The 24,060-nt window shown below is 54.9% G+C and carries 30 protein-coding genes and 2 pseudogenes; 6 read left to right on the top strand and 26 right to left on the bottom strand.

All coding sequences use genetic code 11. The annotated features are described in order from the left end of the window. The 3 genes from GC56T3_RS10135 to GC56T3_RS10145 all read right to left on the bottom strand — a co-directional run bounded on the left by GC56T3_RS10135 (position 1) and on the right by GC56T3_RS10145 (position 2,501). Positions 1 to 822, bottom strand: a complete 822-nt coding sequence (locus GC56T3_RS10135; protein ID WP_013145435.1) for a D-alanyl-D-alanine carboxypeptidase family protein — start codon at positions 820 to 822, stop codon at positions 1 to 3. Between the two features lie 49 nt (positions 823 to 871). After that, positions 872 to 1,582 (bottom strand): purine-nucleoside phosphorylase, encoded by a 711-nt coding sequence (gene deoD, locus GC56T3_RS10140; RefSeq protein WP_013145436.1) that lies wholly within the window; start codon positions 1,580 to 1,582, stop codon positions 872 to 874. A 511-nt stretch (positions 1,583 to 2,093) separates the two neighbouring features. After that, positions 2,094 to 2,501, bottom strand: a complete 408-nt coding sequence (locus GC56T3_RS10145) for a hypothetical protein (RefSeq protein ID WP_013145438.1) — start codon at positions 2,499 to 2,501, stop codon at positions 2,094 to 2,096. A 126-nt stretch (positions 2,502 to 2,627) separates the two neighbouring features. Between GC56T3_RS10145 and GC56T3_RS19665 the strand changes: the two genes are divergently transcribed. Further along, complete coding sequence (locus GC56T3_RS19665) at positions 2,628 to 2,786, top strand: hypothetical protein (RefSeq protein WP_008879283.1); 159 nt, start codon at positions 2,628 to 2,630, stop codon at positions 2,784 to 2,786. A 35-nt stretch (positions 2,787 to 2,821) separates the two neighbouring features. On the opposite strand, the gene GC56T3_RS19670 is transcribed toward GC56T3_RS19665, so the two are convergent. Both GC56T3_RS19670 and GC56T3_RS10150 read right to left on the bottom strand, forming a co-directional pair. Next, a complete protein-coding gene (locus tag GC56T3_RS19670) occupies positions 2,822 to 2,986 on the bottom strand; it encodes a hypothetical protein (protein WP_011231072.1) in 165 nt (54 codons plus the stop codon). A gap of 105 nt (positions 2,987 to 3,091) precedes the next feature. After that, the gene (locus tag GC56T3_RS10150) at positions 3,092 to 3,409 is read right to left on the bottom strand and encodes a hypothetical protein (RefSeq protein WP_013145439.1); all 318 of its coding nucleotides are present in this window, start codon (positions 3,407 to 3,409) and stop codon (positions 3,092 to 3,094) included. 222 nt (positions 3,410 to 3,631) lie between these two features. Between GC56T3_RS10150 and GC56T3_RS10155 the strand changes: the two genes are divergently transcribed. Beyond that, the gene (locus GC56T3_RS10155; RefSeq protein WP_013145440.1) at positions 3,632 to 4,753 is read left to right on the top strand and encodes a DUF2515 domain-containing protein; all 1,122 of its coding nucleotides are present in this window, start codon (positions 3,632 to 3,634) and stop codon (positions 4,751 to 4,753) included. Between the two features lie 11 nt (positions 4,754 to 4,764). Here the strand turns inward: GC56T3_RS10155 and GC56T3_RS10160 are convergent, their stop codons facing one another. Beyond that, positions 4,765 to 4,944, bottom strand: a complete 180-nt coding sequence (locus GC56T3_RS10160) for a YozD family protein (RefSeq protein WP_011231069.1) — start codon at positions 4,942 to 4,944, stop codon at positions 4,765 to 4,767. 130 nt (positions 4,945 to 5,074) lie between these two features. Here GC56T3_RS10160 and GC56T3_RS20180 point away from each other — a divergent pair, with 130 nt between their 5' ends. After that, positions 5,075 to 5,197, top strand: a complete 123-nt coding sequence (locus GC56T3_RS20180; protein ID WP_013145441.1) for a hypothetical protein — start codon at positions 5,075 to 5,077, stop codon at positions 5,195 to 5,197. On the opposite strand, the gene GC56T3_RS10165 is transcribed toward GC56T3_RS20180, so the two are convergent. From GC56T3_RS10165 to GC56T3_RS10180, 4 genes and pseudogenes are all read right to left on the bottom strand, one after another. Continuing rightward, entirely contained in the window at positions 5,179 to 5,823 is a 645-nt protein-coding gene (locus tag GC56T3_RS10165; protein WP_013145442.1) for a hypothetical protein, read from the bottom strand. The two genes, GC56T3_RS20180 and GC56T3_RS10165, sit on opposite strands and share 19 nt — an antisense overlap. A gap of 132 nt (positions 5,824 to 5,955) precedes the next feature. Then, positions 5,956 to 6,174: a YozE family protein gene (locus GC56T3_RS10170; protein ID WP_011231067.1), complete on the bottom strand. Its 219-nt coding sequence runs from the start codon at positions 6,172 to 6,174 to the stop codon at positions 5,956 to 5,958. A 347-nt stretch (positions 6,175 to 6,521) separates the two neighbouring features. Continuing rightward, the gene (bioB, locus tag GC56T3_RS10175; RefSeq protein ID WP_013145443.1) at positions 6,522 to 7,523 is read right to left on the bottom strand and encodes a biotin synthase BioB; all 1,002 of its coding nucleotides are present in this window, start codon (positions 7,521 to 7,523) and stop codon (positions 6,522 to 6,524) included. 157 nt (positions 7,524 to 7,680) lie between these two features. Continuing rightward, positions 7,681 to 9,121 (bottom strand): annotated as a pseudogene (locus tag GC56T3_RS10180) (NAD(P)/FAD-dependent oxidoreductase). A gap of 212 nt (positions 9,122 to 9,333) precedes the next feature. Between GC56T3_RS10180 and GC56T3_RS10185 the strand changes: the two are divergent. Next, positions 9,334 to 9,895, top strand: a pseudogene (locus GC56T3_RS10185) (DUF502 domain-containing protein). Between the two features lie 42 nt (positions 9,896 to 9,937). Here GC56T3_RS10185 and GC56T3_RS10190 read toward each other — a convergent pair. Further along, a complete protein-coding gene (locus tag GC56T3_RS10190) occupies positions 9,938 to 10,876 on the bottom strand; it encodes a magnesium transporter CorA family protein (protein ID WP_013145444.1) in 939 nt (312 codons plus the stop codon). A gap of 314 nt (positions 10,877 to 11,190) precedes the next feature. After that, positions 11,191 to 11,337 (bottom strand): hypothetical protein, encoded by a 147-nt coding sequence (locus GC56T3_RS19675; protein WP_013145445.1) that lies wholly within the window; start codon positions 11,335 to 11,337, stop codon positions 11,191 to 11,193. A gap of 315 nt (positions 11,338 to 11,652) precedes the next feature. Here GC56T3_RS19675 and GC56T3_RS10195 point away from each other — a divergent pair, with 315 nt between their 5' ends. Both GC56T3_RS10195 and GC56T3_RS10200 read left to right on the top strand, forming a co-directional pair. Then, positions 11,653 to 13,017 carry an ISLre2 family transposase gene (locus GC56T3_RS10195; RefSeq protein WP_013145704.1) on the top strand — a complete coding sequence of 455 codons (1,365 nt, stop codon included), beginning with the start codon at positions 11,653 to 11,655 and terminating at the stop codon, positions 13,015 to 13,017. 218 nt (positions 13,018 to 13,235) lie between these two features. Then, entirely contained in the window at positions 13,236 to 13,526 is a 291-nt protein-coding gene (locus GC56T3_RS10200; protein ID WP_013145446.1) for a HesB/YadR/YfhF family protein, read from the top strand. 23 nt (positions 13,527 to 13,549) lie between these two features. On the opposite strand, the gene GC56T3_RS10205 is transcribed toward GC56T3_RS10200, so the two are convergent. The 14 genes from GC56T3_RS10205 to GC56T3_RS10260 all read right to left on the bottom strand — a co-directional run bounded on the left by GC56T3_RS10205 (position 13,550) and on the right by GC56T3_RS10260 (position 23,623). Further along, positions 13,550 to 13,969, bottom strand: a complete 420-nt coding sequence (locus GC56T3_RS10205) for a PaaI family thioesterase (protein ID WP_013145447.1) — start codon at positions 13,967 to 13,969, stop codon at positions 13,550 to 13,552. Then, positions 13,969 to 14,283, bottom strand: coding sequence for a hypothetical protein (locus tag GC56T3_RS10210; RefSeq protein WP_011231059.1), 315 nt, complete (start codon positions 14,281 to 14,283; stop codon positions 13,969 to 13,971). The genes GC56T3_RS10205 and GC56T3_RS10210 overlap by 1 nt, the downstream gene beginning before the upstream one ends. 14 nt (positions 14,284 to 14,297) lie before the next feature. Further along, the gene (locus GC56T3_RS10215) at positions 14,298 to 14,714 is read right to left on the bottom strand and encodes a thioesterase family protein (RefSeq protein WP_013145448.1); all 417 of its coding nucleotides are present in this window, start codon (positions 14,712 to 14,714) and stop codon (positions 14,298 to 14,300) included. 118 nt (positions 14,715 to 14,832) lie between these two features. Then, positions 14,833 to 15,060 carry a small acid-soluble spore protein Tlp gene (tlp, locus tag GC56T3_RS10220; RefSeq protein ID WP_013145449.1) on the bottom strand — a complete coding sequence of 76 codons (228 nt, stop codon included), beginning with the start codon at positions 15,058 to 15,060 and terminating at the stop codon, positions 14,833 to 14,835. A 30-nt stretch (positions 15,061 to 15,090) separates the two neighbouring features. Then, the gene (locus tag GC56T3_RS10225) at positions 15,091 to 15,234 is read right to left on the bottom strand and encodes an acid-soluble spore protein N (RefSeq protein WP_011231056.1); all 144 of its coding nucleotides are present in this window, start codon (positions 15,232 to 15,234) and stop codon (positions 15,091 to 15,093) included. Between the two features lie 55 nt (positions 15,235 to 15,289). Then, positions 15,290 to 15,421, bottom strand: coding sequence for an FbpB family small basic protein (locus tag GC56T3_RS18685; protein ID WP_011231055.1), 132 nt, complete (start codon positions 15,419 to 15,421; stop codon positions 15,290 to 15,292). 121 nt (positions 15,422 to 15,542) lie between these two features. Further along, positions 15,543 to 16,064, bottom strand: coding sequence for a TlpA disulfide reductase family protein (locus tag GC56T3_RS10230; RefSeq protein ID WP_013145450.1), 522 nt, complete (start codon positions 16,062 to 16,064; stop codon positions 15,543 to 15,545). A gap of 112 nt (positions 16,065 to 16,176) precedes the next feature. Continuing rightward, a complete protein-coding gene (locus GC56T3_RS19680) occupies positions 16,177 to 16,329 on the bottom strand; it encodes a hypothetical protein (protein ID WP_011231053.1) in 153 nt (50 codons plus the stop codon). Positions 16,330 to 16,578: 249 nt separating this feature from the next. After that, positions 16,579 to 17,427 (bottom strand): sulfurtransferase, encoded by an 849-nt coding sequence (locus GC56T3_RS10235; RefSeq protein WP_013145451.1) that lies wholly within the window; start codon positions 17,425 to 17,427, stop codon positions 16,579 to 16,581. Between the two features lie 120 nt (positions 17,428 to 17,547). Further along, complete coding sequence (locus GC56T3_RS10240; RefSeq protein ID WP_013145452.1) at positions 17,548 to 17,823, bottom strand: YpbS family protein; 276 nt, start codon at positions 17,821 to 17,823, stop codon at positions 17,548 to 17,550. Next, positions 17,820 to 18,008 carry a hypothetical protein gene (locus GC56T3_RS10245; RefSeq protein ID WP_013145453.1) on the bottom strand — a complete coding sequence of 63 codons (189 nt, stop codon included), beginning with the start codon at positions 18,006 to 18,008 and terminating at the stop codon, positions 17,820 to 17,822. Before GC56T3_RS10245 ends, GC56T3_RS10240 begins: the two co-directional genes overlap by 4 nt. Next, positions 18,008 to 21,757: a dynamin family protein gene (locus GC56T3_RS10250; RefSeq protein WP_013145454.1), complete on the bottom strand. Its 3,750-nt coding sequence runs from the start codon at positions 21,755 to 21,757 to the stop codon at positions 18,008 to 18,010. Before GC56T3_RS10250 ends, GC56T3_RS10245 begins: the two co-directional genes overlap by 1 nt. Positions 21,758 to 21,935: 178 nt before the next feature. Next, entirely contained in the window at positions 21,936 to 22,559 is a 624-nt protein-coding gene (locus tag GC56T3_RS10255; protein WP_013145455.1) for an isoprenylcysteine carboxyl methyltransferase family protein, read from the bottom strand. Continuing rightward, positions 22,556 to 23,623 carry a type III polyketide synthase gene (locus GC56T3_RS10260; RefSeq protein ID WP_013145456.1) on the bottom strand — a complete coding sequence of 356 codons (1,068 nt, stop codon included), beginning with the start codon at positions 23,621 to 23,623 and terminating at the stop codon, positions 22,556 to 22,558. The genes GC56T3_RS10255 and GC56T3_RS10260 overlap by 4 nt, the downstream gene beginning before the upstream one ends. Positions 23,624 to 24,060: the final 437 nt, after the last annotated feature.

A 24,060-nucleotide genomic window follows, 5' to 3' on the forward strand; every position in this document is an offset into this window, starting at 1 on the left:
TCACACTTTTTTCACTACTTTGAAATATTCTTCAAGCGTCAAGCCGCGCTTTTTGATCACCGCGGCCGCCTTCCGCCCGACATAGCGGAGATGCCACGGCTCATACTTGTAGCCGGTCACCGCTTCCTTTCCTTTCGGGTAGCGGATGATGAATCCGTACTCGTGCGCATGAGCGGCTACCCATTGCCCTTCTTTTGTCGCCCCGAACGATTCGGTCAGCTGACAGCCGGCCGAGCGGCTGCTGATATCGACCGCCAGCCCTGTCTGATGCTCGCTCTGACCTGGATGAGCGACCGCTTGAACCGCTTTTTCCTTCCCTTTTTGCCGCACTTCTTCAGCAAAAATCACCTGCTGCCGCTCGTATGAACGATAAGCGGACACGGCCACCAGCTCAATGCCATCGCGGCGTGCGGCGGCAAACATCTCCTCAAGCGCCGCGGCCGCTTCGGCCCGCATATGCCGCTTTTCCGCGTTCGGGTCAGCACACAAAAACGGCACGCGCGGCACGACCAAGTCCGCCGGCTTATAGCCAGGCGGGAGCGACTGTTCTTTATTGACGAGCACCAAAATGTTGTCAGGGTTTTGAATCACTTTTTGTCCGTTTTGCACCTTGACGATGTTCCAATATTTCGCCTCAAGCTGCAAATCGGGATCGACGGGGCTCTCGCTTGTTTTCCCCTGTTGTTGATGATCGCTTGGGTGCACCGCGCTTTCCGGCGGCTGGCCGGACGGGCCGGCCGCACCGTTGCTGCCGCTCTCCCCTGTTTGGCAGCCGGCGAGCAGCAGGCACACCAACATCGCCGCTTGCCATCGCTGGTTCATGTTCCTTCTCCTTTTCTGTTTTCCCAGGCCCAAGCGCCCGGCATCCCAATCACGCGCCATTGCGGATCGCCGCTTCAAGCGCCACTTCAATCATCTCGTTAAACGTCATTTGCCGCTCCTCAGCCGTCGTTTCTTCTCCGGTGAGAATATGGTCGCTGACCGTCAGCACCGACAGCGCCCGGCAGCCGAATTTCGCCGCCAGCGTATAGAGCGCCGCCGTTTCCATCTCGACAGCCAATACACCGTAGCGCGCCCACGTTTCCCAATTCGGTTCATCATTGTAAAACATGTCGGCGGTGAACACATTGCCGACTTTTAGCGCCAGCCCTTTTTCCACACCTACTTCATACGCCGTCCGCAGCAGATGGAAATCGGCGGTTGGCGCATAATCGCGGCCGCGGAAAATGAGCCGGTTCATGTTGGAATCGGTCGACGCGCTCATCGCCAAAATGACGTCGCGGACGCGCACATCCGGCTGAATCGCTCCGCACGTTCCGACGCGGATGAGCGTCTTTACGCCGTAGCTTTGGATCAGTTCGTTCACATAAATCGAAATGGACGGCACGCCCATGCCGGTCCCTTGCACGGAAATGCGCTCCCCTTTATACGTCCCGGTAAATCCGAGCATGCCGCGCACTTCGTTGTAGCATACCGCTCCTTCCAGAAACGTTTCGGCAATGTATTTGGCGCGCAGCGGATCACCCGGCAGCAAAATGCGCTCCGCGATCTCCCCTGCCTTCGCTCCGATATGTACGCTCAATGGGATTCCTCCTTTGGTTTGAACGATCGTTGTCGGGCCATGCCCTCGTCTATCATATCATATGTTTGCGGAAAATGGCAGTCTTCCTTCGAGTAGCCGAGGCGGCGAACGGGCATACTATGTGTGCCTGCCCGAGGAGAAAGGAGGAAAAGACCGATGAAAAAGAAACTCGAACAAGCGGTGGAATACGCCAACAAAACCAATCCATCGTCCAAATCAAACAATCAGCCGTCCACATCGAAAAAGGAAAAGACCAAATTCTAACATCATTCCGAAAGAAGTCTCCCACTTCGAAACGTGAAGGTGCACGAGCACCCGTCCATGTGGGAGATGAATGTTGGCCGGCAATCGCCGTCGGATCGAATCACATGTTGTTCAAACGGGCACCTTCGAAACGAAGGGAAGCGGAAAGGGGTCTTGTGCATTGTCGTTTGGCACATATGCAAATCGCTGAAAGCTCCCCCTGTGCACTCGCGGAGGTGGGTGAGACATTTGCGGGGGAGCCGCTCTCTTACGATGTTTTGGATCGGCGATAATCGCCCCGATGGCGGCGCGCCAAATACCGCTCATTGATATACAGCACCTTTTTGTCTTTGCTGCGCGTATATTTTTTCTCGCGCTCGCGCCGCCTGGCGACAAGCCAACAGGAAAACAAATACAGTGGAAAGACGAGCTGCATCGCGCCGGCAAAGACATACCAAAAACCGTTGATATCGGCCAAATCGCGCAAGTACACGTCGATGCCGCTGAGCCGATAGTACATGTCAGCAACGATGGCAGCGATGATGACGACGTTGACCGCATGGAGAAGGGGCACGCTTCTCCAGCGGAACAAGAGTCGCTCAACTTGCCCTTTGACCCAAAGCAATGCCGCAATCGAGACAACGCACACAAGCAGCGACAGCGCCAGTGCGGCCATCGTTTCGCCCCCTTCCCTCTTTTCTCCTGCGCCCGCCGCATGATGCCGCCTGCAAACATTTTCCGTCGATGAACCGCCGTCAGACCGCATACACTAACGACGACGACGGTTCAAGGAGGGAAAACGATGGGCAAAAAACACCGCAACCGCATTAACGGGCAGAAAAAGAACAACCATATTCCAAAAGAAGCATTGATTGCTGAAGATGAGGCGCATGCCAAAGAATATTCCGCCGCCGGCGGCCGGAAAAACGGTCCGGGCCATCACGACAATCCAGAATCGTGACAAACCGCAGAAACCCTTGTGCGATACAAGGGTTTCTATCGCGGTTCCGACGGCTCAGATTCGTCCCAAGCAAGCGTGACGACTTTTGTATATTCCCCGCGTTCAATTTCCTCTTTTGTCGCTCTTTCATTCAGCTCCTCATCGTCGTCGATGCCCGGGGCCACCGTCGGCATGTCGCGCCGCCGTTCGTCATGTTCCATCAAGTCCGCCCCCTTTCCTTTCTTATCCGTTCCCGAAACAAGGGGGCTTTATTCATATTATATCATCTCTAGCTCTTGCTGGCGACTATATTTTTGAATATTCCGTCAACAGATGAGCTGACGTTCCACTTGTTTCCATCCGTCTGGACAAAGGCGATAGTACGTCTGTCCTTTCCGCCCTTCATCGATCAGCACAACGTCCCCAGTCCGCATAAATCGAGCTTGACAGTTTTTCGGCATCAGATCGGCGACATTAAACATCCGATACAACACCGCCAGCACTTCATCATGTCCGGCCGCCGTCACCGTCATGCGGCACACTTGCCGGTAGCCTTTCGTTTCCCCAAAGCGCGGTGTTTGAAAAACGACCGCCTCATATGCACGTTTTGTCATCCACATCCGTTTCCCCCATAAACGAACCATTGTTTTCCTCTCCCTTCTCCCAATAAATCGGCCCTCCGCGTCCCATACTATGGTTGATGTCGAATTCGATCGCGAATCGTCTTCGGAGCCGAGAAAAACGTGTATTGTACTTATTTGGTGATTTGGCGTGTCGATTCCTTCAGCAAACGAGCACTCCTTTTGTCGAAACGATCGCGGTCTTCTGGCAAAAGTCCACAAATGATGCAAAGGAGAGACAGCCTGATGCCGACTCGCCCGTTCGCTTGGCTGCGCCATCCGCTTCAGTATGCCTACCGCTCCTTTTTGTACCGCCATCCGGTCCGCCTCGCCGATGACGGCCTGCTTCGCCGGATGGCCGCCCGCACAACTGTCCCGACTGACGGACCGCTCAGCGCGGAAGAAAAGGGCATTGTTGCCGCCATTCGCCGGAAAACGGCGGAACATAACCGCAACAACGTGACGCGCACCGCCGCCTACTTAGCGTTTTTTGAGCGCCATCGGGAAATTCATTGGGCGTTTTTAGCCCATCTCGTCTCGCGCAACGGCGGTTGGAACATGACTGATTTGCGCGGCGGCCTTCTTCCGTTTTTGCTGCCGGAACAAATCATTGCACCCCTTTTTTTGTTTTTGGAGCGCGCCAATGCCCTCATTTTTCATGATGCCTATCCGCAGCTTCTGCTGTACGAAGAAAGCAAACGGAGGGAGACGCCGCTGTTTCATTTGTTGCCGGCGCTAGCGGTGTCTTCGTTTATGAAGCCGATGTGGGAACATTTTTGGGAAACGGGGAATGCCGCGCTTCTTACGGTTGCTCTGATCATCAACGAGCAGCAGTACATCCAGCTTCGCGTCATCGAACATCCGTTTTTCCGCACCCGCGTGCTGTCAAGCTGGCCGTTTATTGTCGAGCAATGGCTCGGGTTCAACGATGTGCTCATCCCATATGCCAAAGGCCGCCGCGTAGCGCTTGCCGGAACGACCGTGCGCGATTTCGCCGACGTCCACCACCGCATCCATATAGGCAAAACGCTGTACAGTCTGCTGCTGTTTGACGCCCGGCTGTTTCGCGGCGCCTGCCGCTTTGCCCGCTGCGTCCCCCACAGCGGCTCACGCGCCGACTTCTGGCCGCAATCGTTCACTGAAACGCCTGATGGGCGCCGCTTTTACAGCCCCCGCCTTGAGGAAGCTTGGCCGGATCTTGCGCACCCGTTCCACGATCATCGCGATTGGTTCACCGATGAGGCGATCATGCAGACGCTTGAAACGCTCCCGCTTCCGGCCTCGGGCGACATGACCAGCCGCTACGAGCGGCATTTGGCCATGATGAAAACAGCCGCCATCGCGGCGGCCAAATCAACTTCATCATAAAACGACGAGGACTACTCCCCATCGATGTCAATCTCTTCATCAATGATGCATTTTTCAAGCAAATAGTCAAACGTAATATCCGCGAGCTCCTCAAGCTCCTCTTGCGTTGGCACAAAGCCGCGGCGGATGAGTTCTTGGTAAAAAAACTCAGCGATTTCTTCCGTATCGATAATCACTTCAATTTCCTTCACCGCATCTCGCCCCCTTTGTAATGTTGTATGTCGCCGCCTTCCGTTTTATGTCAAAAATCATGTTGTACTATTTTTTCAGTCTCCCCCATACATATGTACCAACAAAACAAAAAACACGGAGGCGGACAAAATGGACAAATTCACTGCGATCGATAAAATGATGGAAACAGTTGTCAATGGATTGGGCGCGATCGTCATTTTCGCCGGCATTCCTTATTTTCTTTTTATTCTTTATCAATTTCTATCCTGGTGATCGGCGATTGTCCGCAAACGTTTTACAACTGTTTCCATCATCCGTTGGTACTGTTCATCGCCGAACCATTCATATAACGCTTTATAATCGTTGTACATGTCAAGGAGCTCGTCGACCGACGGCCCTTTCTCTCCGTTGTCGGCCGGCGGCAATAGAAGCGACGCTTTCACCGGCGCGGCGATGACAATATCTTGCACGAGCGTAATAGACGTCTCCTCTCCGTCGGCAAGCGGAATGATGTCTTCCAGATGGACTTCAATCTCCCAACCATCCATCAGCCGTTTCAATTCGTAAATCGTCTCTTCCCATCCTTCCCCGTAGTAGCGGTAAATTTCTGTCCGCACCCCGACAATTTTGAACAAATGGCCGCCATAATCGCGGACGCGGACAATTTCGCCGAGAAAAAATGGCAGCTCAATTTCAATCTCTTCCGCGATCCATAAATCACCCGCAAACTCAGACAATAAAATGAGCGCTTGCTCGGCAAACAAGCTATGGCCATGGTTGATTTCGTATAAAAACGTACCGTCAATCTGCTGAATATCGGTGATCGTTCCGACCGTTCCGTACAATGTATTGACGACGATGTCGCCGACGGAAAATTTCGGGCGTTTCGGCGCGCTCATTGGCCTCTCCCCCCTTTTGGAACAAATGGTTAGTATAGTATATGCATGCCAAGAAGGGTGGACACCTGCAACCGCGCGGAAAAAAGCTATTTGAAAGCGCTCCCAATTTATGAAATGGGAACGCTCCCTTAGTTATGCTTCATGCAAAAATTGCTCCCATAGCTCATCAAACACAACCATACTTTCCAAATAGTCACCGTTAAGCTCCAAATAGCCGCTCAGTTCTTCATAGTCCGTCGACCCTTTTGGAAAGCTGTGGTCTTCATACGCTCCGTTCGCAAACCGGACGACCGGATCTTCCTGGTGTCCATGGCGGAAGCGCAGCAAGTAACGGTAGAATGACTTTGCCATGTCCCCCATCCTCTTCCTTTCCTTTTGTTGCTATTATAATGAGCTTTTAGCTGTTTGTGAAGCCTTTTTTTCGCCGCTTGTATTCCCATCGTACGCGTCGGGTTGGCTTTTCATGCCAAAAAAGCGCGTCAAACGGCGCAATAGGGGTTCAATCCGCTTTTCTCGTCAGAGCATAGGCAGGCCAAGTCCACCGTCTTATCATGCGCTCCACTTCTCGCCAAGGCTTGCGATGCGCCATCGTGGCGTCCCATCTGAAACCGCATGGCGCCTCCCATGCCTCCCGCTTCGCTAGGTCTTGTCCTCGGTGAGCGCACATACAAAAAGCCGCCATCTTCCGGCGGCATCGTTCATGATACGACTCCGGCTTGCGGAGCCGGGGCAAATTCGATTTCAAACCCAAGATCCTCAAGCATTTGATAATCGGCTGACTTTTCTTGCCCGGCGGTCGTCAAATAGTCGCCGACAAAAATCGAGTTGGCGGCATACAGGCCAAGCGGCTGAAGTGAGCGCAAATTCACTTCTCGCCCGCCGGCGATGCGGATTTCTTTGGTTGGATTCATATAGCGAAAAAGGGCCAGCACCTTCAAACAGTAACGCGGGTTTAATTCGTTCGTGCCAGCCAGCAGCGTGCCGTCGATCGCATGCAAAAAGTTGACTGGAATGGAATCGGCGTCAAGCGCCCGCAAACTGCGCGCCATATCGACGACATCCTGCTTCGTTTCTTTCATGCCGATGATGACGCCGGAACAAGGCGAAAGACCAGCTTCTTTCACCGTTTCCACCGTCCGCACCCGGTCGTCGTATGTATGGGACGTCGTAATGTTCGGATGGTGCTGTTTTGACGTGTTAATGTTATGATTGTAGCGATCGACTCCCGCCTCTTTCAGCCGCGCCGCCTGCTCCGGCTTTAAGATCCCAAGGCAGGCGCACACTTTCAGCCCGAACCGCTCTTTAATTTCCTTGACCGCAGACACAACGGTGTCGATCTCTTTATCGCTCGGCCCGCGGCCGCTGGCGACGATGCAGTACGTCCCAATGCGCAAACGGTGTGCTTCTTCCGCGCCGCGCAACAACGTCTCTTTGTCGACCATTTTATACGTTTTCACCGGCGCCGTCGATACGGCGGACTGCGAACAGTAGCCGCAGTTTTCCGGACAGAGGCCGGATTTGGCGTTGATGATCATGTTCAGCTTCACTTTGTTTCCATAATAGGCGGAGCGAATCCGGTACGCCCCTTGCAGCAAAAGGAGCAACTCCTCGTCCGGACAATCCAATATCGCCAATGCTTCCTCATCGGTCAGCTCGTGGCCTCCCAACACTTGCTCGGCCAACACCAGCCAGTTTGCCATCTCTCCTCTCCCCTTTCCATATCATTACATTTATCGTAACGGACCAGCCGCATATTTGTCAACTATATTTTCATTTCAGTTTACTTTTTAATCCGTCCCCAGGCAGACAGCAAAAAAACAGGCCCCCGCTTGAAGGGGCCTGCCCTCGGTTCCTCACCTAATGCGTCAATTTCTCGACGATATCGCGGGCGATCCAGACGCCGCAGGCGCTCGCCTGCGCAAGGCCGCGCGTAATGCCGGCGCCGTCGCCGCCGACATACAACCCGGCGATTTCGGTTTCAAAGCGGTCGTTCAGAGTTTCGGACGTGCCGAATAAAACTTCGCTTCCACCCCATAAAAGAGCGTATGCTCAGAGGCAAGCCCCGGAGTAACATGGTTGAGCGCTTCCGTCATTTCGATCAAGCTTTTCATCGTGTTGTACGGCAAAACGAGGCCTAAATCGCCCGGCACCGCTTCTTTTAGCGTCGGTTCGATGAACCCTTCTTTGATTCGCTTTTCCGTCGATCGCCGTCCTTTTAAAATGTCGCCGTATTTTTGCACGATGATGCCGCCGTTCGACAAGGCGTTCGCCAGCCGGGAAATTTCATGGGCGTATTCGTTCGGCTTGTCAAACGGATCGGAAAACTTATGTGAAACAAGAAGGGCAAAGTTCGTGTTGTTGCTGCCGAGCTTTGGATCTTTGTACGCATGGCCGTTGGCGAGCATGATGCCGGAATGGTTTTCGACGACGACATGTCCGGACGGGTTGCTGCAAAACGTGCGCACTTGCGTCCCAACCGACGTGTTGAAAATGAATTTCCCTTCATACAGATGTTCGTTAATTTCTTGCATGACGATGTTCGATGTTTCCACGCGCACTCCGATGTCAACCTGATTGTTGATCATCCGCAAACGGCGCTTGCGCAAGATTTTGCTCAGCCAAACCGAGCCATCGCGCCCCGGAGCGATGACGACTTTTTCCGCTGTCAACGTTTCGCCGTTTTTCAGCACAACGCCTTTCACTCGATGGCCGCTCTCCGTCCGCTCGGTCACGATATCATCCACTTCCGTTGTAAAGCGCATCGCAATCCGCTCGCGCAAATATTCAAAAATGCTTTTCAAAATTTCCAAATTTTGCTCTGTACCCAAATGGCGGACGTACGCGCGCAATAGCTTCAGCCCGGCCGCATAGGCGCGCCGCTCGATCTCTTTCACTTTATCCGTCATCGGGTCGGTGATCGATGTCGTCGCTCCGTGCTTCAAGTTGATCTCATCGACATAGCGGATGAGCTCAAGTACGGTCGAAGCCGGCAAATAGTCGGTCATCCAGCCGCCGAATTCGCTCGTGATATTGAATTTGCCGTCCGAATACGCCCCCGCTCCGCCGAATCCATTCGTGATCGAACAGGCCGGCACGCAGCCGGCATAGTCTTTTTTGCCGGCCGGCGGCGGACACTTTTCAATTTTTTTTGCAAAATCGGACAATTGCGTTTATAGATATCGTGCCCTTTATCGATTAAGAGCACGTTCGCTCCAGGGAGTTTGAGCGTCAGTTCGTAGCAAGTGAAAATGCCGGCCGGCCCAGCGCCGACCACGATCACATCGTAATGATTGTTCATGATCCATCCCCCATTTCCCATGTTCCATTCGAAAGTATACGGAACATTTGGCAGTTCGTCAAGGAAAAACACGAACTTTCTTACCGAATATAACAAAAAACGTTCGATATAATAGAGAGTTGTATAAAGCCAAAAAAATTGGTATGGTGGTAGAGAATGAATAGCGGGGAGGGAAAGGGATGCGTTTTTTCGTGAAACATTTTCTAAACGGCATGCTGACGATCGTGCCAATTTTACTCGCCGTCTATGTGTGCTACAAAGTGTTCACCGTTTTGGATGGGCTGCTTGGCCAATACGTCCGTCCGTATTTGGATGGCCGCTACATTCCCGGCCTAGGCCTATTGGCGACTGTCGCGCTGATTACCGTCTGCGGTTGGCTGTCGACGCAATACGTAAGCGGCCGCCTCATTCGACTGATCGACCGGTTGCTTGAAAGCATTCCCTTGATGAAAACGGTTTATTCCGTCGCCAAAGATACAATCGCTTCCTTCGTCGGGGAAAAACGATCGTTTTTCGCAAGTTGTGCTCGTTACAATGCCAGAAAGCGGCTGGAAATGCCTCGGCTTCATGACGATGGAGGATGTCGGCGCTTGGCACGATCCTCTCGCCGACTACGTCGCCGTCTATATCCCGCAGGCGTTTCAAGTCGCCGGGCTCACCCTGCTCGTCCCGAAAGAGCAAGTGGAAGTCGTCGACATCTCGCCGGAAGAGGCGATGAAATTCATCCTCTCCGGCGGTGTGGCCGTCCGAAAGCAAAAGCGGCTGCCCCAATGACAGGGCAGCCGTTCGCATGGCCATCCAAAACGCGCCTGGCCGTCAAAAGTATCGCTTTTTCCAAAAGATGTACGCCGTCGCCGCTGACAGTGAACCGGCGAGCGCCATCGCGATCAAAAAGGCGTACGGAGAGTGTTGGTACGGAATCGGTACGTTCATGCCGTAGAAACTCGCCACCATCGTCGGCAGCGAAATGACGATCGTAATGGCCGTCAAAAACTTCATCACAATGTTTAAGTTGTTTGAGATGACCGAAGCGAACGCGTCCATCATGCCGCTTAAAATGCTGCTGTATACTTCGGCCATTTCAATCGCCTGCTTGTTTTCAATAATGACGTCCTGCAGCAAATCCTGGTCATCTTCGTACATGCGCAAATAATTGAGGCGCATGAGCCGCTCCATGACGATGTTGTTCGCCTTCAGCGACGTCATGAAATACACTAAGCTTTTTTCCATGCTGAGAAGCGAAAACAGCTCCTTGTTTTTCATCGATTGGTGCAATTCTTTTTCGATTTCGCTCGTCCGCCGATTGATTTGCTTCAAGTAGCGCAAATAATACGTTGAAATCATGTACAGCATTTGCAACGCAAACCGCGTCTTCATAAACGTGTAAAAGTTTTTGATTTTGTTTTTGGAGAATTCTTCGAAAATCGGATTCTCCTGCAAGCAAACCGTAATAAAACACGTGTTCGTAATGATCATGCCGATCGGAATCGTCTCGTAAATCGGGCCGTCCACTTCATCATGGGCGACAATCGGAATGTCGACGATAATGAGCACATGGTTGTCTTCCTTTTCGACGCGCGACCGCTCCTCGTCATCCAACGCGTCTTTGATCGAATCGATCGGAATGTCCAAATGGTGGGCGATGTAGCGAATTTCGTCTTCCGTCGGGGCAACGAGATTGATCCAGCAGCCATTTTCAATATGATCGATTTCGCGCATTTTGCCGCTGGCATCGGACAAATACATTTTCATCATCTGGCATCCTTCCTCCTTTTCACGCGAGGAAGGCGGCGCCTCTTCCTTTCCGTCCGGAGCCCGTTTTCGTATGATGAGCAGCCGGCAAGAAAAGGAACAGGCCGCGTTCCCCGCTATATTCCGGTTCCGGTTCGTTCGGGCTTGAACTACTCATATACGAAAACGCCACTCCTTTCGAAAAAGATGTCCCTCAAGTAATGATAGCGCGGACCGGCCCGTTTGTATAGTAGGTGCCATAAAAAAAAGCAGCCTACTGGCTACTTTATTCACAAAACAGCGCGATGTTCAACCATCGCCCGCTCGATTCGGCTTTTTTATTCGCTCGATGGCGTCGTGTTGAAAAAATCAGGCGCTTGTTTGCCCGTTTGCCGGCTGTCCGAGCGGCGCGGATGCTTTTCATTGCTTTTCCCCATCAGTCCGTCGGATTCGTAGCTGAGCGGAAACGTCCGCTTTTTGCCCACCGCCCTCACCCCCTTCGCTTTTACTGTTTGCCGCCAGCCAGCGTTTTACTCCAACCGATGAAAACAAGGACACCGTCACTTTATGGAAAGCGCTTTATCCTAAAATTGTCAGCTAATGTTCACAGTGTGAGTAAAATATTTGTGGGTGACATTCCGAAATGATCCCCGACGAGGGTTGCGAACTTTTGTTCGCGACGCTCGTCGGGGCCACCAAGCGAAGCGCGGTAGAAAAAAGCAAATGTCATGCAAAAAGGACTCTCTCCCTGCTATGATGGTGATTGTCAACATCAACCGAAAACAGGAGGGAGAGAGTCCATGAAACATCTTACCACAGAATGGCCTTTATTAAAAGAGCTGGAGGAACAATTAGTCAGAACTCTTCAAAAGGTGTTCGCTGTCTTGTTGGCGGCCCTTTTGGAGGAGATTGATCAACAACTGGCGGAAGCGCGGGACAAGCGCCGGTATCAGCTGAAAGACAAACGGCCGACTACGATCCAAACGCTGTTTGGAGAAGTGACGTTTCGACGGAACTACTACTATGACCGGCAAACGGGGAACTATACCTTCTTGCTGGATGCCGAATTAGGCTTTGATGGGGCCCGATCGATCAGTCCTTGCCTCGAGGAAACGGCGGTCGAGTTGGCCGTAGAGTGCTCTTCCTACCGCAAAGCGGCTCGCACACTCGAGTCGATCGTAGGGTATGCGGTCATGAGCCACGAGGCGATTCGCCAACTGGTGCTGGAGGCCCCTGTCTCGCTGCACCACCCTGTTTCCAAACGGCACGGCCGAGTGCTGTTTGTGGAGGCGGATGGGCTGTTCATTTCCCGCCAGGGGAAAGGGAAACGGGCGAAAGAAGAGAAAATCCTGGCGATTCACGAGGGATGGAAACGAAACGGTTCGCAGCTTGAGCTGGTAAACCGGCGCCACTACCTCCATGAAGGGGCGGGAGACGTGTGGGAACGGTTTGAAGAGTGGCTGATGAACGAATATGCCTATGATCCGTGCCGGGACCTTTTGATCATCAACGGCGACGCGGCGTCGTGGATCACGGCCTGCCGGGAGTATTTTGGGAAGCGGGCGTGCTTTCAGCTGGATCGATTTCATGTGGCGCGGGAGCTGCGTCAGTGTCTGTCCGGCCATCCGCGTTGGCGGGAGGTGCGGAAGAAGCTGGCGAAACAAGACGAAGAGGGGCTTCTGGTGGAGCTGAACAGCGCGGTCGGCACGTTGGAGGACGAAGCGAAAGAGAAGCAGATGGCTGCCATGATCCGCCGGATCGAGTCGATGCCGGGATGCATCCGGGACTATCGGGAGTGGCTGTCGGAGCAAGGGGTGGAGACGACCGGCATGCGTCCGATGGGCCACGCCGAGAGCGTGATGAGCCGGTTTGCGCATCGGGTGAAATCCCGCCGCAGCTGGAAAGACCAAGGGCTTCGGGCGTTTCTGAGGGCGATGGCGGCCCGAATCGACGGGATCGGGTGGAGAAAGGGACGGTGGGAGGAGCAAGAGCCCCAGTCGGCCGTCTCGGCCTCAACAAAGTCCAAGCGGATCGAACAGGCCAAACGGAAGGCCGGACGGTTATGGGCAGATGTGGTGCGTCAGAATCTACCGTGTCTGCAGCGGTCATCCGGGACGCCGATCCATCAAGCGTTGTCGGCGCTCCGGGATGGTGGTTGGGTGTAAAAAAATGGAATATCGTATCATCGCCTCAAGATGAGGGATGAGAGTCCGAAAGCGCTTACGATATTAATTCCTGAAAATGGTTCGCTAACTAGTGATTGACAACGCCCGTAGTGAACCGAAAAAATGTTCTCCACAAAGTCTTGACTGACTCATGTTCACACAATCGTTTTACCGGCGCCGTCCATTCACTTATAATAAACAAGTGAGGAGGGGAAGCCATGAACATCATGATTACAAAAAAAGCGTTTGATTGGTACAAGCGGGAGCTCGGGCTGAAGCCGGGCGATGCGATCCGCTTTTTTGCCCGCTACGGCGGGTGCAGCACCGTGCAAAAAGGGTTTTCGCTTGGCATGGCCAAAGACGAACTGGTCGACAAGCCGGCGGCGCAGACGACGGTTGATGGCATCACCTTTTTTATTGAAGAGAGCGACCAATGGTATTTCGATGGACGTGATTTGACTGTGGATTTGGACGAAAAAAGCGAGGAGCCGGTTTTTCTCGTCCATTGAATGTCCCGCGGCGATTGAAAAAGCTAGCCTTGGCGCTCGCTTTTTCGAATAATGGCGATCGTGCAGCGGGAGATGCAGACGAGCTCCCCTTGTTCGTCCGTAATGCGCACATCCCACACCATCGTCGTCCGGCCGCGGTGCAACACCGTCCCTGTCGCCGTCACCGTCCCGCGGCGAACGGCGCGGACGTGATTGGCGTTGATTTCCAATCCAACGACGTTTTCCGTGTTGGGGTCCACAAGCGCGTACGCGCCGATGCTGGCGACCGTCTCCGCTAAGGCGACTGAGGCGCCGCCATGCAGCAGCCCAGCCGGCTGGTGCGTGCGCCAGTCGACCGGCATCGTCGCGACGACGCGGCCTTCGCCAATCTCAACAATTTCGATGCCGAGCGTATCGATCAACGTATGTTTCGACATTTCCTTCACAACGGCCAAATCGATCATCATTCCTTCTTCCCCCGTTTCGTGAATCGTTCCAGTTCAAACAGCCGTCCTTCCTGCTGCAAAATGCGCGTTTGCGTCTCACCGAGCAAATCGAAATGCGGAAACTCACCGCGCCGGTCGATCCACTCTTCCTTCAGCCCGTACTGCCGCCCCCAAGCGGCGAGTTTTTCGACATCGGCGCAGCCGACTTTCGTCACTGTCGTGCAATGCGGAAACCGTTCGTCGTACCAATAGTGGGTCAAAAAGGCGATTTCACCGCGCTTCACTTTCTCTTTCCATGCCGCGAGCTCATGTCGGCGGATGCCAAACGCCATCGCACCGCTCCCCTTTACCGCTTCGCCCGCTCATATGCTTCATGCCAGTCAGGAAAATATTTGCGGATCACGATCGGCCGAAACGTATCGCGCTTGACGCAAACATGCTGCGACTTTCCGGTCACCGCCACCTCGCCGTCCGGGGCGAGAATCTCGTAGCCGTATGTCACGCGGATGCCGTCATAGGCGTCAATCCATGTGCGGACAGTCGCGGTTTCCCCATAACGAAGCGGCTTTTTGTACGACACTTGCAAATCGACAACAGGCGAAATGATGCCTTCTTTCTCCATGTCAGCATAATGAAAGCCAAGCTGTTTGATCAATTCCGTGCGCCCGACTTCCATCCAAACTAAATAGTTCGCGTGGTAGACGACGCCCATTTGGTCTGTTTCCGCATAACGCACTTCAATTTGTTTTTCTGCCACTTTCACGTTCGTTCTCCCTCCATTTTTTACCGGGCCTCCTCTTCTATGTTACCATTCGCCCGTCGGCTCGCTCAAGCGGTAGACAAAAAAACGAAGCCGCCCCCCCGCATGAGGGCTGCTTCGTTTACTGGTAGCCGTGCTCCCGTGCAGCGGCTTCGTCTTTAATTTCCGCGCGCATGGCCGCGATCGCTTCTTCGCGGCGGCGGTTTTTCGCCCGGATCTTCTCCTGCTCCTCCGGCGACGCAAACTGCATCGTTTCTTCGGCTTTTTCTATGTTCTCAATGGTGTTTTGCACCATTTCTTGCAGCTTTTCCACATTGTCGCTGCGGTCATCCGGTTTCGGACGCGGCATGAATGCTTCCTCCTTTGCGCGAGTTTCCGGCTATTCGCCCTTCGTTTGGATGACTTGGGCGTGCTGGCCGGACTGGTCTTGCATTTGTTTGCCCTTGTTTCCTCCTGCGGCGCGAGGCTGTGTGCCGATATGGTTTGGCACGAAATGTTTGCGGCTTCCTTTCGGATTGCTCATTGTCTTCGCCTCCTCGCCATCTAGTCTGTCCGCCCGGAGAACCGCTATGCATGGGTCATTCTGCTTTTTTGAGCATCCGCTCTTCCAGCTTTTTCTCGATTTTTTCGAGCGCTTCCCGATCGTTCAACAATTGCCGTTTGTTCTCGCTGATCAGTTCTTGGAGAGTCATTTTGCGGGATCGTCTCATCGCTTCAACCTCCCCTCACTTTTATTGTAATCTTATTCATGCCCAAAAAAGATAAAAATTATGACAACTTTTTGAAAAATAACGAACCACGAAGAAAGCGCCTTTCGCTGCAGCCATCTGCTCAACGAAAAAGCGCTGTTTCCTGCTCGAGCCGCTTCGCCGTCACCGGGCCGACAATTTTTCGCCGAATGACGCCGTTTGGATCGATAATATACGTCGTTGGAATCGTTTGGATTCGATATTGACGAAGCGCTTCGCCGCGCACATCGAGGCCGACTGGAAACATGAGCCTGTTCGCTTTCGCAAACCGCTCAGCGTTGTCCAACGTATCTTGCGTCGTCAAATGAACGGCAAGGAGCGCAACTTCGCGGCCATACCGCTCGTAAAACTTGGCAAGCTCCGGCATTTCCTTTTTGCACGGCGGGCACCACGACGTCCAAAAGTTGAGGACGACCGCTTTGCCGCGCAGCGCCGACAACTTAACCGACTGGCCCCCAAGCGCCGGCAAGGTCAAGTCGGGAGCCGTCTGACCCACTTCCGGACCGGCTCCGTTTGCTTCATTCGGTTTGTCAGCTGCCATCACATTCCAAAGGCCATAGCCGGCGACAGCCAAGAACAAAAGAATGACTAGCCATTTCCGCACGTTGTCCCCTCCCTACCGGCGCCTCCCGCCGCTCTGTCCACGATTATAGCACATACGTTTGCCATTTGCCAACCATCGTGCTTAAAACGAAAAAACGAGGGGCGCGCCCTCATCATGATCGGATGTTTTTATGATCGTTTTTCATTTTCTCCGCTTCGACTTCTGCGTACGAAGCGAATTCGCTCCTCCATTCGTTAAAGCCGTTTTTCTTCTTCGCGTTGTTGTTTCGTTGGGCATTGGCATTGCCAAGTTTTGTCCGGCCCATGCGTCTCCTCCTCTGCTTCCGTCGGTTCACCTATAGTATCCGCCGGCGGCCAAAAAACTATGCATACAGCGGCTTCAACCGACGGCCGAAACAATGGAAGAAAAGCGAAACAAACACTAGGTGAAAATCGTTGAAAATCAACAACGCTTCGACCTCATGCGGACCGAAAAAAGAAAACGAAAAGGAAACAACGGTTCCATCCGACAACACCGAGGCGTCGAATGATGTTTCAGCCCGAATCGGAGAAAACTAAGCATCGGATGACGGGTCACCCGTTTCAATCGGGTGGTCCGGATAGGAAATCCAGTCGCTGAAACTGCCGACGTACAGCCGAACGTTGTGATAACCAGCTTCGTGGAGCGCCAACACGTTCGGGCAGGCGGTGACGCCGGAACCACAGTAAACGATCAACGGCTGCCCACGGTCAAAATCGGCAAACCGAGCCGCCTGCTCGACAGCGCTTTTCCAGTAGCCGCCTTCCGTCATTCCGTCTTTCCAAAACCGGTGCACCGCTCCTGGGATGCGGCCGGCTCGGCGGTCGATCGGTTCTTCCAGGCCGGCATATCGCTTCCATTCACGCGAATCAATGAGCACAGCCGAGCGATCGCGGACGGCGGCGCGCACATCCTCAACCGTCGCCAGCCATGACCGATCCGGACGCGGCCGAAACGGGCGGGACGCCACAGCAGGGACGACGTTCGTCACCGGATGCCCTTTCTTCTTCCATTCACGATAATTGCCGTCCAATACGTATGCGTGGGCATGGCCGAAATAGCGAAGCAGCCACCAGCAACGCGCCGCCATCGCCCCGTCTTGGTCGTCGTAAGCGACAACGGTCACCGTTTCATCGATGCCGACCCGGCCAAACACGTCCGCCGCTTGCTCGGCCGACGGAAGCGGGTGGCGGCCGCCGTGCTCTCCGACTGGGCCCGACAAGTCGCGTTCCAAGTCCATATACACGGCACCGGGAATATGATCTTCCTGGTAAACGGCCGCTCCTTTCGCAGGATCGCCAAGCCAAAACCGACAATCAAGAATGCGCGTGTTTTCGTCGTGCAAATGGCGAAGGAGCCATTCATGGGAAACAAGCGACGCCATATGTCCTCCCCCTTTTTGTTTTTGCTGACGCCAAACGTTGTTTCTTGATCGGAACGGAAAGCAGCCAATCATCAACAGGACGCCGGCGGCGCCGACACGCTCAGCCAGCGCTCGCCATCGTCACGATCGCTCTTTCCCTTCAAGCCGGTTCACGTACTCGCGCACCATCTCCGGCGTCACGCACCGGCGCGCCGGCACGAGGCCGCTTTTGGCCAGTTCGTTCATCCGCTTCGTCACTTCATTGATCCCATCAACCGTAAACGGCTCGCCGCGGCGGCACCGCTCGACCGCTTCGTCGATGAGCCGCTCGCGCTCGGCGTCGAGCATAGCAAATTGCTTCAAGATGGTATGCTGTTTTTGCACATGGGCAGTGATCGCGTGATGCACTTCGCTCAATGGTCCTCGTCCTTTCCTGCTTCTTTTTCCATCAAACGCCGGACGTTCGGTTTCGGCGTCCAACAGTTGAACCGATAGTTCGGTTTCGTCGCATAGCCGAGCCGGCGGCAATACGTGTACAGCCCGTCGGCTCGCTTTTCTATACGGTAGTGGATGCATGTAGCGCAAGCGTGAAACCGGTTCATCAACGCGCCTCCCCGCCGCGGCCCGAAAGAAGGCCGCGAAGCGCCGCTTCGATGCGGGCGAGCGCCTCATGATCCGCCGTTGCGGAGAGCACGGCAAGCAAGCCCTCCATATAGCTGTCGACTTGTTCCGCGAGAGCGGCCGAAAGTGCGGCGACGGCAGCCTTGTATTGTTCTGCATACGTCGCCACAAGCCGCTCTTTTTGCTCAGCCAAATAGGCGTCGATCGGCTCGACAAGCGCCGCCTCAATTTCCTCTTTCATCCGCCGCTTTTCGTCGCGCTCAAAAAATGATTTGGCGTTTTTATACAGCGAAAGCGCCTTGGTAAACCGCACCCGGTCTACATCCCCAAGGGCGTTGGCAAACTCCGGCGCCGAAAAGGCAAACGGCTCAGGCGGCGTGAGCGCGAGCGCATCATCGAAACGACGAAGCTCATGGAATAGGCGCGAGAACTGCTCGGCCAGCTGCTTGTGCAAAAACGACTCAACACGCAAGCTCGTCGCCCGCAACTCTTGGGCCAAATCAAAGCCAACCGATGCGAGCAACTCGTCGAGGCAACGCTCAAGCGCCCGACGCGCCGGGCCTTGGTCGTCGCGGAGCACCGCCGGGTTGAACGCCTCCTTAAACACATCGTTGAGGCGGAAAAAGACGCGCTGCTTGACGTAATAGAGCAATTCGTCGACTTCCTGGCAAAGCGCCTGCCGGCCGTAGGCATCATCAATGCCAGCAAGCACGGCGTGCATCTTCGTTTTCACCGCCTCAAGCGCCTGCCGTTTCTCCGCTTTTTCCGCTTCGCTTTGCCCGGCGGCGCGCGCGAATTCCTCTGCCGTCCGCCGCGCCCGCTCAAGCTCGGCATATGCGCTCTCGACGGCGACTTCCGCCAGTTCTTCCGTTAAGAAGCGGAAGAAGTCGGTTTCAAAGGCAGACAAGCCGGAGTCCGCCAAGACGCCGCGCGGACCGGGCTCGGCCCCCGTTTTTTCCGCCAGCGCCAAGCGGCTTGAGAGCGCATAAAGGCGCGGAAAGCGGATGCCGAAGCGGGCGAGCTCTCCGTTCATATAGGAAATGACGGCCTCAAGCTCCTCTTTCGACTGGGCCAAATCAGCCGCATTGATGACGAAAAACATTTTATCAAGCGCAAACGTGTCTTTCACGCGCCCAAGCTGAAGCAAAAACTCGCGGTCTGCTTTCGAGAACGCATGGTTATAATACGTCACAAACAACAACGCATCAGCATGCTTCATGTAATGAAACGCCACTCCCGTATGGCGGGCGTTAAGTGAATCCACCCCCGGGGTATCCACAAGCGTCACCCCTTGGCGGGTGAGCGGACAGTCGGCGTACAACACGACCTCATCTAAGAAACATGACACCGCTTCGTCAGCGACATACGTCTCGAGTTCTTCCCAACCGATGGAGACGATCTCCCCGAATCGACCGTTCATCCGCTCATAGCCGGCCGCGGCAGCTGCCAAAAAAGCCACATGCGGCTTTTGCGCCGGATGTTCGGCTCCCGATTCGGCCAGGCGGGCGCAAAGGCGGAGCGCTTCATCCCATGTATCCGCCTCATGGCCGCACTGCCGAAGCGACGATTGCACATCCGCCCAAATTTTCGGTTCGCTTTTCACCTTGACCACCGCCGTGCCGTGCGGATGCTTGTGATCAGGCGGGGCGATTTTGCTGATGGCGGCGGTTGTCGGGTTGGGCGACGATGGCAGAAGCGGGGCGCCGAGCAAGGCGTTCGCCAGCGACGATTTGCCGGCGCTGAAGGCGCCAAACAAGGCGACGGTAAACGATCGCTCGCGAAGCCGACGCGCCTTGTCGCGCAACGGTCCAGCGAAGCGGCCAAGCATTTCGGACCGTTCAAGCCAAGCCGCCGCCGCCTCAAGCCGATCGGCCGCCTCTTCGCTCCGCTGTTTTCCGCCGCTTGAAAGCGTCCGAGCTTCGTCCGCTCTTTCGCTCACTCCGAGGCCGGCCGCTTCCTGACCAAGCGCTTGCTCTTTGACGGAAAGACTGCTTGTTTCCGCTGGCTTGGATGCTGCTTGCGGTTTTGCCGCCTCGGCATGACGCGCTTTCCGGAAGACCGGCGGCGCCGTCAACGCGGCGAGACGGTTTTCATCAAGCGATGCAGACTCGCATGGAGCAGCGATCAGCTGCTCGAACGCACGCCGGCGCTCGTCCCGCTCGGCTCTGAGGCGGGCGAGGCGGGCGGCGAGCTCCACTTTTTCGCGCGCCGCCGAAAGCTGTCCGTTCAATGTTTCTGTTTGGGCGGCCGCCCGTTTGGCGATTTGTTCCTTCAGTTCGGCAAACAAGGCGAGCGCCGAGTCACGGTAGCGTTTTTTCAGCGCCGCCGCCACCTCATCCGTATAATTTAATAGCGCGGCGCCGCTTGATTCCGCCCCTTGTTTGACGAGGCCGGCAAGCATCGTCTCATCCCACTCCGCCGTCCATTGCTGGCACTCGCTGAGCCAAGCGTCATCAGCATGCCATTCTTTCCCAAACTGAACAAGGAGCTGGCGGACGTGCCATTCAATTTGCGCCGCCGCTTGCGCTTTGACGCTTTCATAAAACACCTCAAGCCGCCGCTTGCGCTCTTGCTCCGTTTTTGTCTTCGCGAACAACAAGCCCACTTTGAAATTCGGCTGCATCGCCTGCAAGTACGCCTCAGCCCGCTCCCTCGTCTCAAACGGCATCACGTACGCGTTTTGCAACACGCGCTCAAGCTCCGAACGGAACGCCTCCTCCGCCCGCGACGGCGCTGTTTGCCAATCGGCAAGCTCCGCCTCAAGGCGATCGAGCTCCGCGATGGCAGCCCCCTCGTCATCGGCGCCGCCAAGCGCCTCGAGGCGCGCCTCAATTTTTTGCTCAAGCGGCTCGTGCCGCGCGCGGAGATGCTCAAGATGGCAGTCGGCGATCCGTTTTAACGCCGACTCGGCGCCGCGGACGAGCCATTCCTCCTTGTCGGCAAACAACCGGCGCAAACAAGCGACAAGCTCATGCCATTCGTTGTGCGGATGTGACGGGTCTTTCAGCGACAAGAAAAACAAACGGGCCGCCTCAACCCCCCAACGCCGGAACGCCTCGGCGGCCGAGGCGCGAAATTCAGCGAACGGCAACTCGTCGTCGCAATGTTTATCGATTTGGTTGATGATCAAATAAACGGTCTTTCCTTCATCTGTTAATTGTTTTGTAAATTGGAAGTTTAATTCCGCCTGCACATGGTTATAATCCATGACGTAAAAGACGACATCCGCCAAATGAAGCGCTGACTCCGTCGCCAGGCGGTGGGCGTCATCGGTCGAATCGATGCCCGGCGTATCGAGGATCGCGACCCCCGGCGGGATGGCGTCCGTCGTTCGGCTGATTTCAATCCATTCGATCGTCTCCCCGTCCCGGCATTGGGCGCGAATCAAGTCCGGGTCGTACGGCGGTTCATACTCGACCGGCTCATCGCGGTGGAAAAAGACGCGCACATAGTCCGGACCGGCTTTCACCTTGACGAGATTGGCGCTCGTCGGAATCGGGCTGGACGGCAGCATCGGCTCGCCGAGCAACGCGTTGATCAAACTCGATTTGCCGGCGGAAAAATGGCCGCAAAATGCGACAATGAGCTCACCGGATGCCGCTTTTTCGATGAGCTGCTTCACTTTGTCCGCATGCTCCTGGTCATCCGCGGACTGAAGCTGATCGTGCATGTCGATCATTTTCGAAAGCCACAGCCGCAATGACGGCCGCTCAATCGCAATATGCCCCATGACCAAAACCCCTTTGTTTCCGTCAATGTCATTTACATTCATTTTACTGCATTTCGCCCCGTTTCCCAATAGAAAAAAAGAAAAATCCCGCCGTAACCCGACAGGATGACATAGAGAAAGAGGCAACGCCCTGCCGCCGCCCGCAGGCGAACGGCGAACAGATGCCATCATAGACGGCTCAAGGGCTGTTTTTCATTTGTCCGCTGCTTTCAGCTTGCCGCATCTTGCGGATGGCAGCCTCCCCCCTTAACCGGGGCAAAAAACGCGGCCGCTCCCGAAACGCCTCCCGGTAGTCGGTGAGCGCCACCAGCGCTCTTTCCTCAACCGCGATGCGAATCGACAGCAAAAATGCGTTCAAAAGTGAAAAGACAAGCGCGGTGATCGGTGCTTGAAACAAAAGCGGCAACAGCGCGATCTCTAAGGCGACAACCACATAGTTCGGGTGGCGAAGCCATCGGTACGGCCCTTTTTTCACTACTTGGCCGTTTGGCACGATCAAAATTTTCGTATTCCAAAAACGGCCGAGCGACCCAATTGTCCATACGCGCAGCCCTTGCACGACAAGAAAAAGCGGAAACAAAAGCGGCCAGCGGCGCGACGGGCGCGCGCCTTTTCGAAGCGCCTCAACAGCCAACGACAAAAAGAAACCGACATGCATCAATACGATCAACGGGTAATGGCGAGCGCCGAACTCCCACGCCCCGAGCGCTTTCACATACTGTTCGTTCCGTTTTGCAAGCCGAAGCTCAATGACGCGCATGCCGGCAACCGCCAAAAACACGAACCAAAACCGCACGATCATCCCCCCCATTGAAGCAGCACCATTTCCGCACTAAAGCCCGGGCCGAGAGCGATAAGCAGGCCGTTCCCGGGCGAAAGCGGCTGCCGCATCATCTGTTCGAGCACAAAATACACGGTGGCCGACGACATGTTGCCGTAGCGGGCGAGCACGTCTCTAGCGGCTTTTGTCTGTTCCGGACCGAATCCGAACGCCTCCTCGTACGCTTCAATGACTTTCCTCCCGCCCGGGTGGGCGATGAAATAATGAATATCCCCAAGTCCTAACCCATGTTCCTGCAAAAACGACTCGACTTGCGGGCGCAGCCAAGAGCGAACGATCGCCGGGATGTCTTTTGAAAAGATGACAAACAAACCTTCGTCACGAACATCCCAGCCCATCACGTCTTCCGAGCCGGGCATGAGCACCGAGCGGGCGGCGATGACACGCGGCGCGCCAGCTGTCGGCGCCGCTCCGTCGCCGGCCACAAGCAAGCACGCCACGCCGTCGGAAAAAAGCGACGTACCGATCACATTGCTTTTGGACCAATCATTGAGTTGAAACGTCAAACTGCAAAACTCAACGGCGATCACAAGCGCCTTGGCATTCGGAAACGCCCGGCAATAGTCGGCTGCCCGGGCGAGCCCAGCCGCCCCTCCCGCACAACCGAGCCCCCAAATCGGCACTCTTACGGCATGAGGGGAGAACGGCAATACGTTCATCAGCCGCGCCTCGATGCTCGGCGTCGACAGCCCTGTCGTTGAGATGTAAAACAGCGCATCGATCTCCTCATGCAAAACAGGGACGGACGAAGCCTTGCGCAAACAGTCATTGACCGCCTCTCGGCTGTAGCGGACGGCACGGTCGATGTACACCCGATTTTTTTCACCGAAACCGCGCGGCGCGCTGTACCAGGCAAGCGGTTGGACAAACGTGCGCGTATGAATGCCGCTGTTGTCAAACGCCTGCAGCAGCCGCTCCGCACGCGCCATTCGACCGGCGAACAGCCTGGCGACATGCTGCTTCACCTCGTTTTGGGAGGCTGTATACGGCATCCTTGCTGTGCCGACGGATAAAAGAACCGGCATACAAACACCTCGGTCTGTTCCTCTTTATTCTATTAGGATGCGCAACAAGCCAAACTATATGCAATGGAAAATATGTTTGTACACCCGTTTTTTCAGGAACAGCGGATGGATCTCTATATAGATGCAATTTGAAGCTTTACCATTTGCAACTTTTACCCAGTATTTGATCGACTGTCGGGCGACCGAACAACGCCGCTTCCAGACCCATATATGGGTCTGTGAAGCAGGCGGTTGTTCGGTCCTCCGTCACGCCTTGGCGTGACAGAGAAGCCTGTGGCTTTCCTCCGACAGTCGAAAAGAGGCCAACCGCTTTTCCGTCAAGGATATGTTAAACTTCTTCGTTGCATCTATATTAGTTTTCGCAGCCAAAAAAAGTTGCTGCAATCAAAAAACAGGCGCGGACAAAACCGGCCTGTTTTGGAAGAAACATGATCATC

Source organism: Geobacillus sp. C56-T3 (genome assembly GCF_000092445.1).
Classification (GTDB): Bacteria; Bacillota; Bacilli; order Bacillales; family Anoxybacillaceae; genus Geobacillus; species Geobacillus thermoleovorans.

Coding starts and splice junctions, on each gene's coding strand:
- GC56T3_RS10135 (WP_013145435.1), bottom strand. CDS start 822: ATGAACCAGCGATGGCAAGCGGCGATGTTGGTGTGCCTGCTGCTCGCC.
- GC56T3_RS10145 (WP_013145438.1), bottom strand. CDS start 2,501: ATGGCCGCACTGGCGCTGTCGCTGCTTGTGTGCGTTGTCTCGATTGCG.
- GC56T3_RS19665 (WP_008879283.1), top strand. CDS start 2,628: ATGGGCAAAAAACACCGCAACCGCATTAACGGGCAGAAAAAGAACAAC.
- GC56T3_RS19670 (WP_011231072.1), bottom strand. CDS start 2,986: ATGGAACATGACGAACGGCGGCGCGACATGCCGACGGTGGCCCCGGGC.
- GC56T3_RS10150 (WP_013145439.1), bottom strand. CDS start 3,409: ATGGTTCGTTTATGGGGGAAACGGATGTGGATGACAAAACGTGCATAT.
- GC56T3_RS10155 (WP_013145440.1), top strand. CDS start 3,632: ATGCCGACTCGCCCGTTCGCTTGGCTGCGCCATCCGCTTCAGTATGCC.
- GC56T3_RS20180 (WP_013145441.1), top strand. CDS start 5,075: ATGGACAAATTCACTGCGATCGATAAAATGATGGAAACAGTTGTCAAT.
- GC56T3_RS10165 (WP_013145442.1), bottom strand. CDS start 5,823: ATGAGCGCGCCGAAACGCCCGAAATTTTCCGTCGGCGACATCGTCGTC.
- GC56T3_RS10170 (WP_011231067.1), bottom strand. CDS start 6,174: ATGGCAAAGTCATTCTACCGTTACTTGCTGCGCTTCCGCCATGGACAC.
- bioB (WP_013145443.1), bottom strand. CDS start 7,523: ATGGCAAACTGGCTGGTGTTGGCCGAGCAAGTGTTGGGAGGCCACGAG.
- GC56T3_RS10190 (WP_013145444.1), bottom strand. CDS start 10,876: ATGATGAAAATGTATTTGTCCGATGCCAGCGGCAAAATGCGCGAAATC.
- GC56T3_RS10195 (WP_013145704.1), top strand. CDS start 11,653: ATGAAACATCTTACCACAGAATGGCCTTTATTAAAAGAGCTGGAGGAA.
- GC56T3_RS10200 (WP_013145446.1), top strand. CDS start 13,236: ATGAACATCATGATTACAAAAAAAGCGTTTGATTGGTACAAGCGGGAG.
- GC56T3_RS10205 (WP_013145447.1), bottom strand. CDS start 13,969: ATGATCGATTTGGCCGTTGTGAAGGAAATGTCGAAACATACGTTGATC.
- GC56T3_RS10210 (WP_011231059.1), bottom strand. CDS start 14,283: ATGGCGTTTGGCATCCGCCGACATGAGCTCGCGGCATGGAAAGAGAAA.
- tlp (WP_013145449.1), bottom strand. CDS start 15,060: ATGCCGCGTCCGAAACCGGATGACCGCAGCGACAATGTGGAAAAGCTG.
- GC56T3_RS10225 (WP_011231056.1), bottom strand. CDS start 15,234: ATGAGCAATCCGAAAGGAAGCCGCAAACATTTCGTGCCAAACCATATC.
- GC56T3_RS18685 (WP_011231055.1), bottom strand. CDS start 15,421: ATGAGACGATCCCGCAAAATGACTCTCCAAGAACTGATCAGCGAGAAC.
- GC56T3_RS19680 (WP_011231053.1), bottom strand. CDS start 16,329: ATGGGCCGGACAAAACTTGGCAATGCCAATGCCCAACGAAACAACAAC.
- GC56T3_RS10235 (WP_013145451.1), bottom strand. CDS start 17,427: ATGGCGTCGCTTGTTTCCCATGAATGGCTCCTTCGCCATTTGCACGAC.
- GC56T3_RS10245 (WP_013145453.1), bottom strand. CDS start 18,008: ATGAACCGGTTTCACGCTTGCGCTACATGCATCCACTACCGTATAGAA.
- GC56T3_RS10250 (WP_013145454.1), bottom strand. CDS start 21,757: ATGGGGCATATTGCGATTGAGCGGCCGTCATTGCGGCTGTGGCTTTCG.
- GC56T3_RS10255 (WP_013145455.1), bottom strand. CDS start 22,559: ATGATCGTGCGGTTTTGGTTCGTGTTTTTGGCGGTTGCCGGCATGCGC.
- GC56T3_RS10260 (WP_013145456.1), bottom strand. CDS start 23,623: ATGCCGGTTCTTTTATCCGTCGGCACAGCAAGGATGCCGTATACAGCC.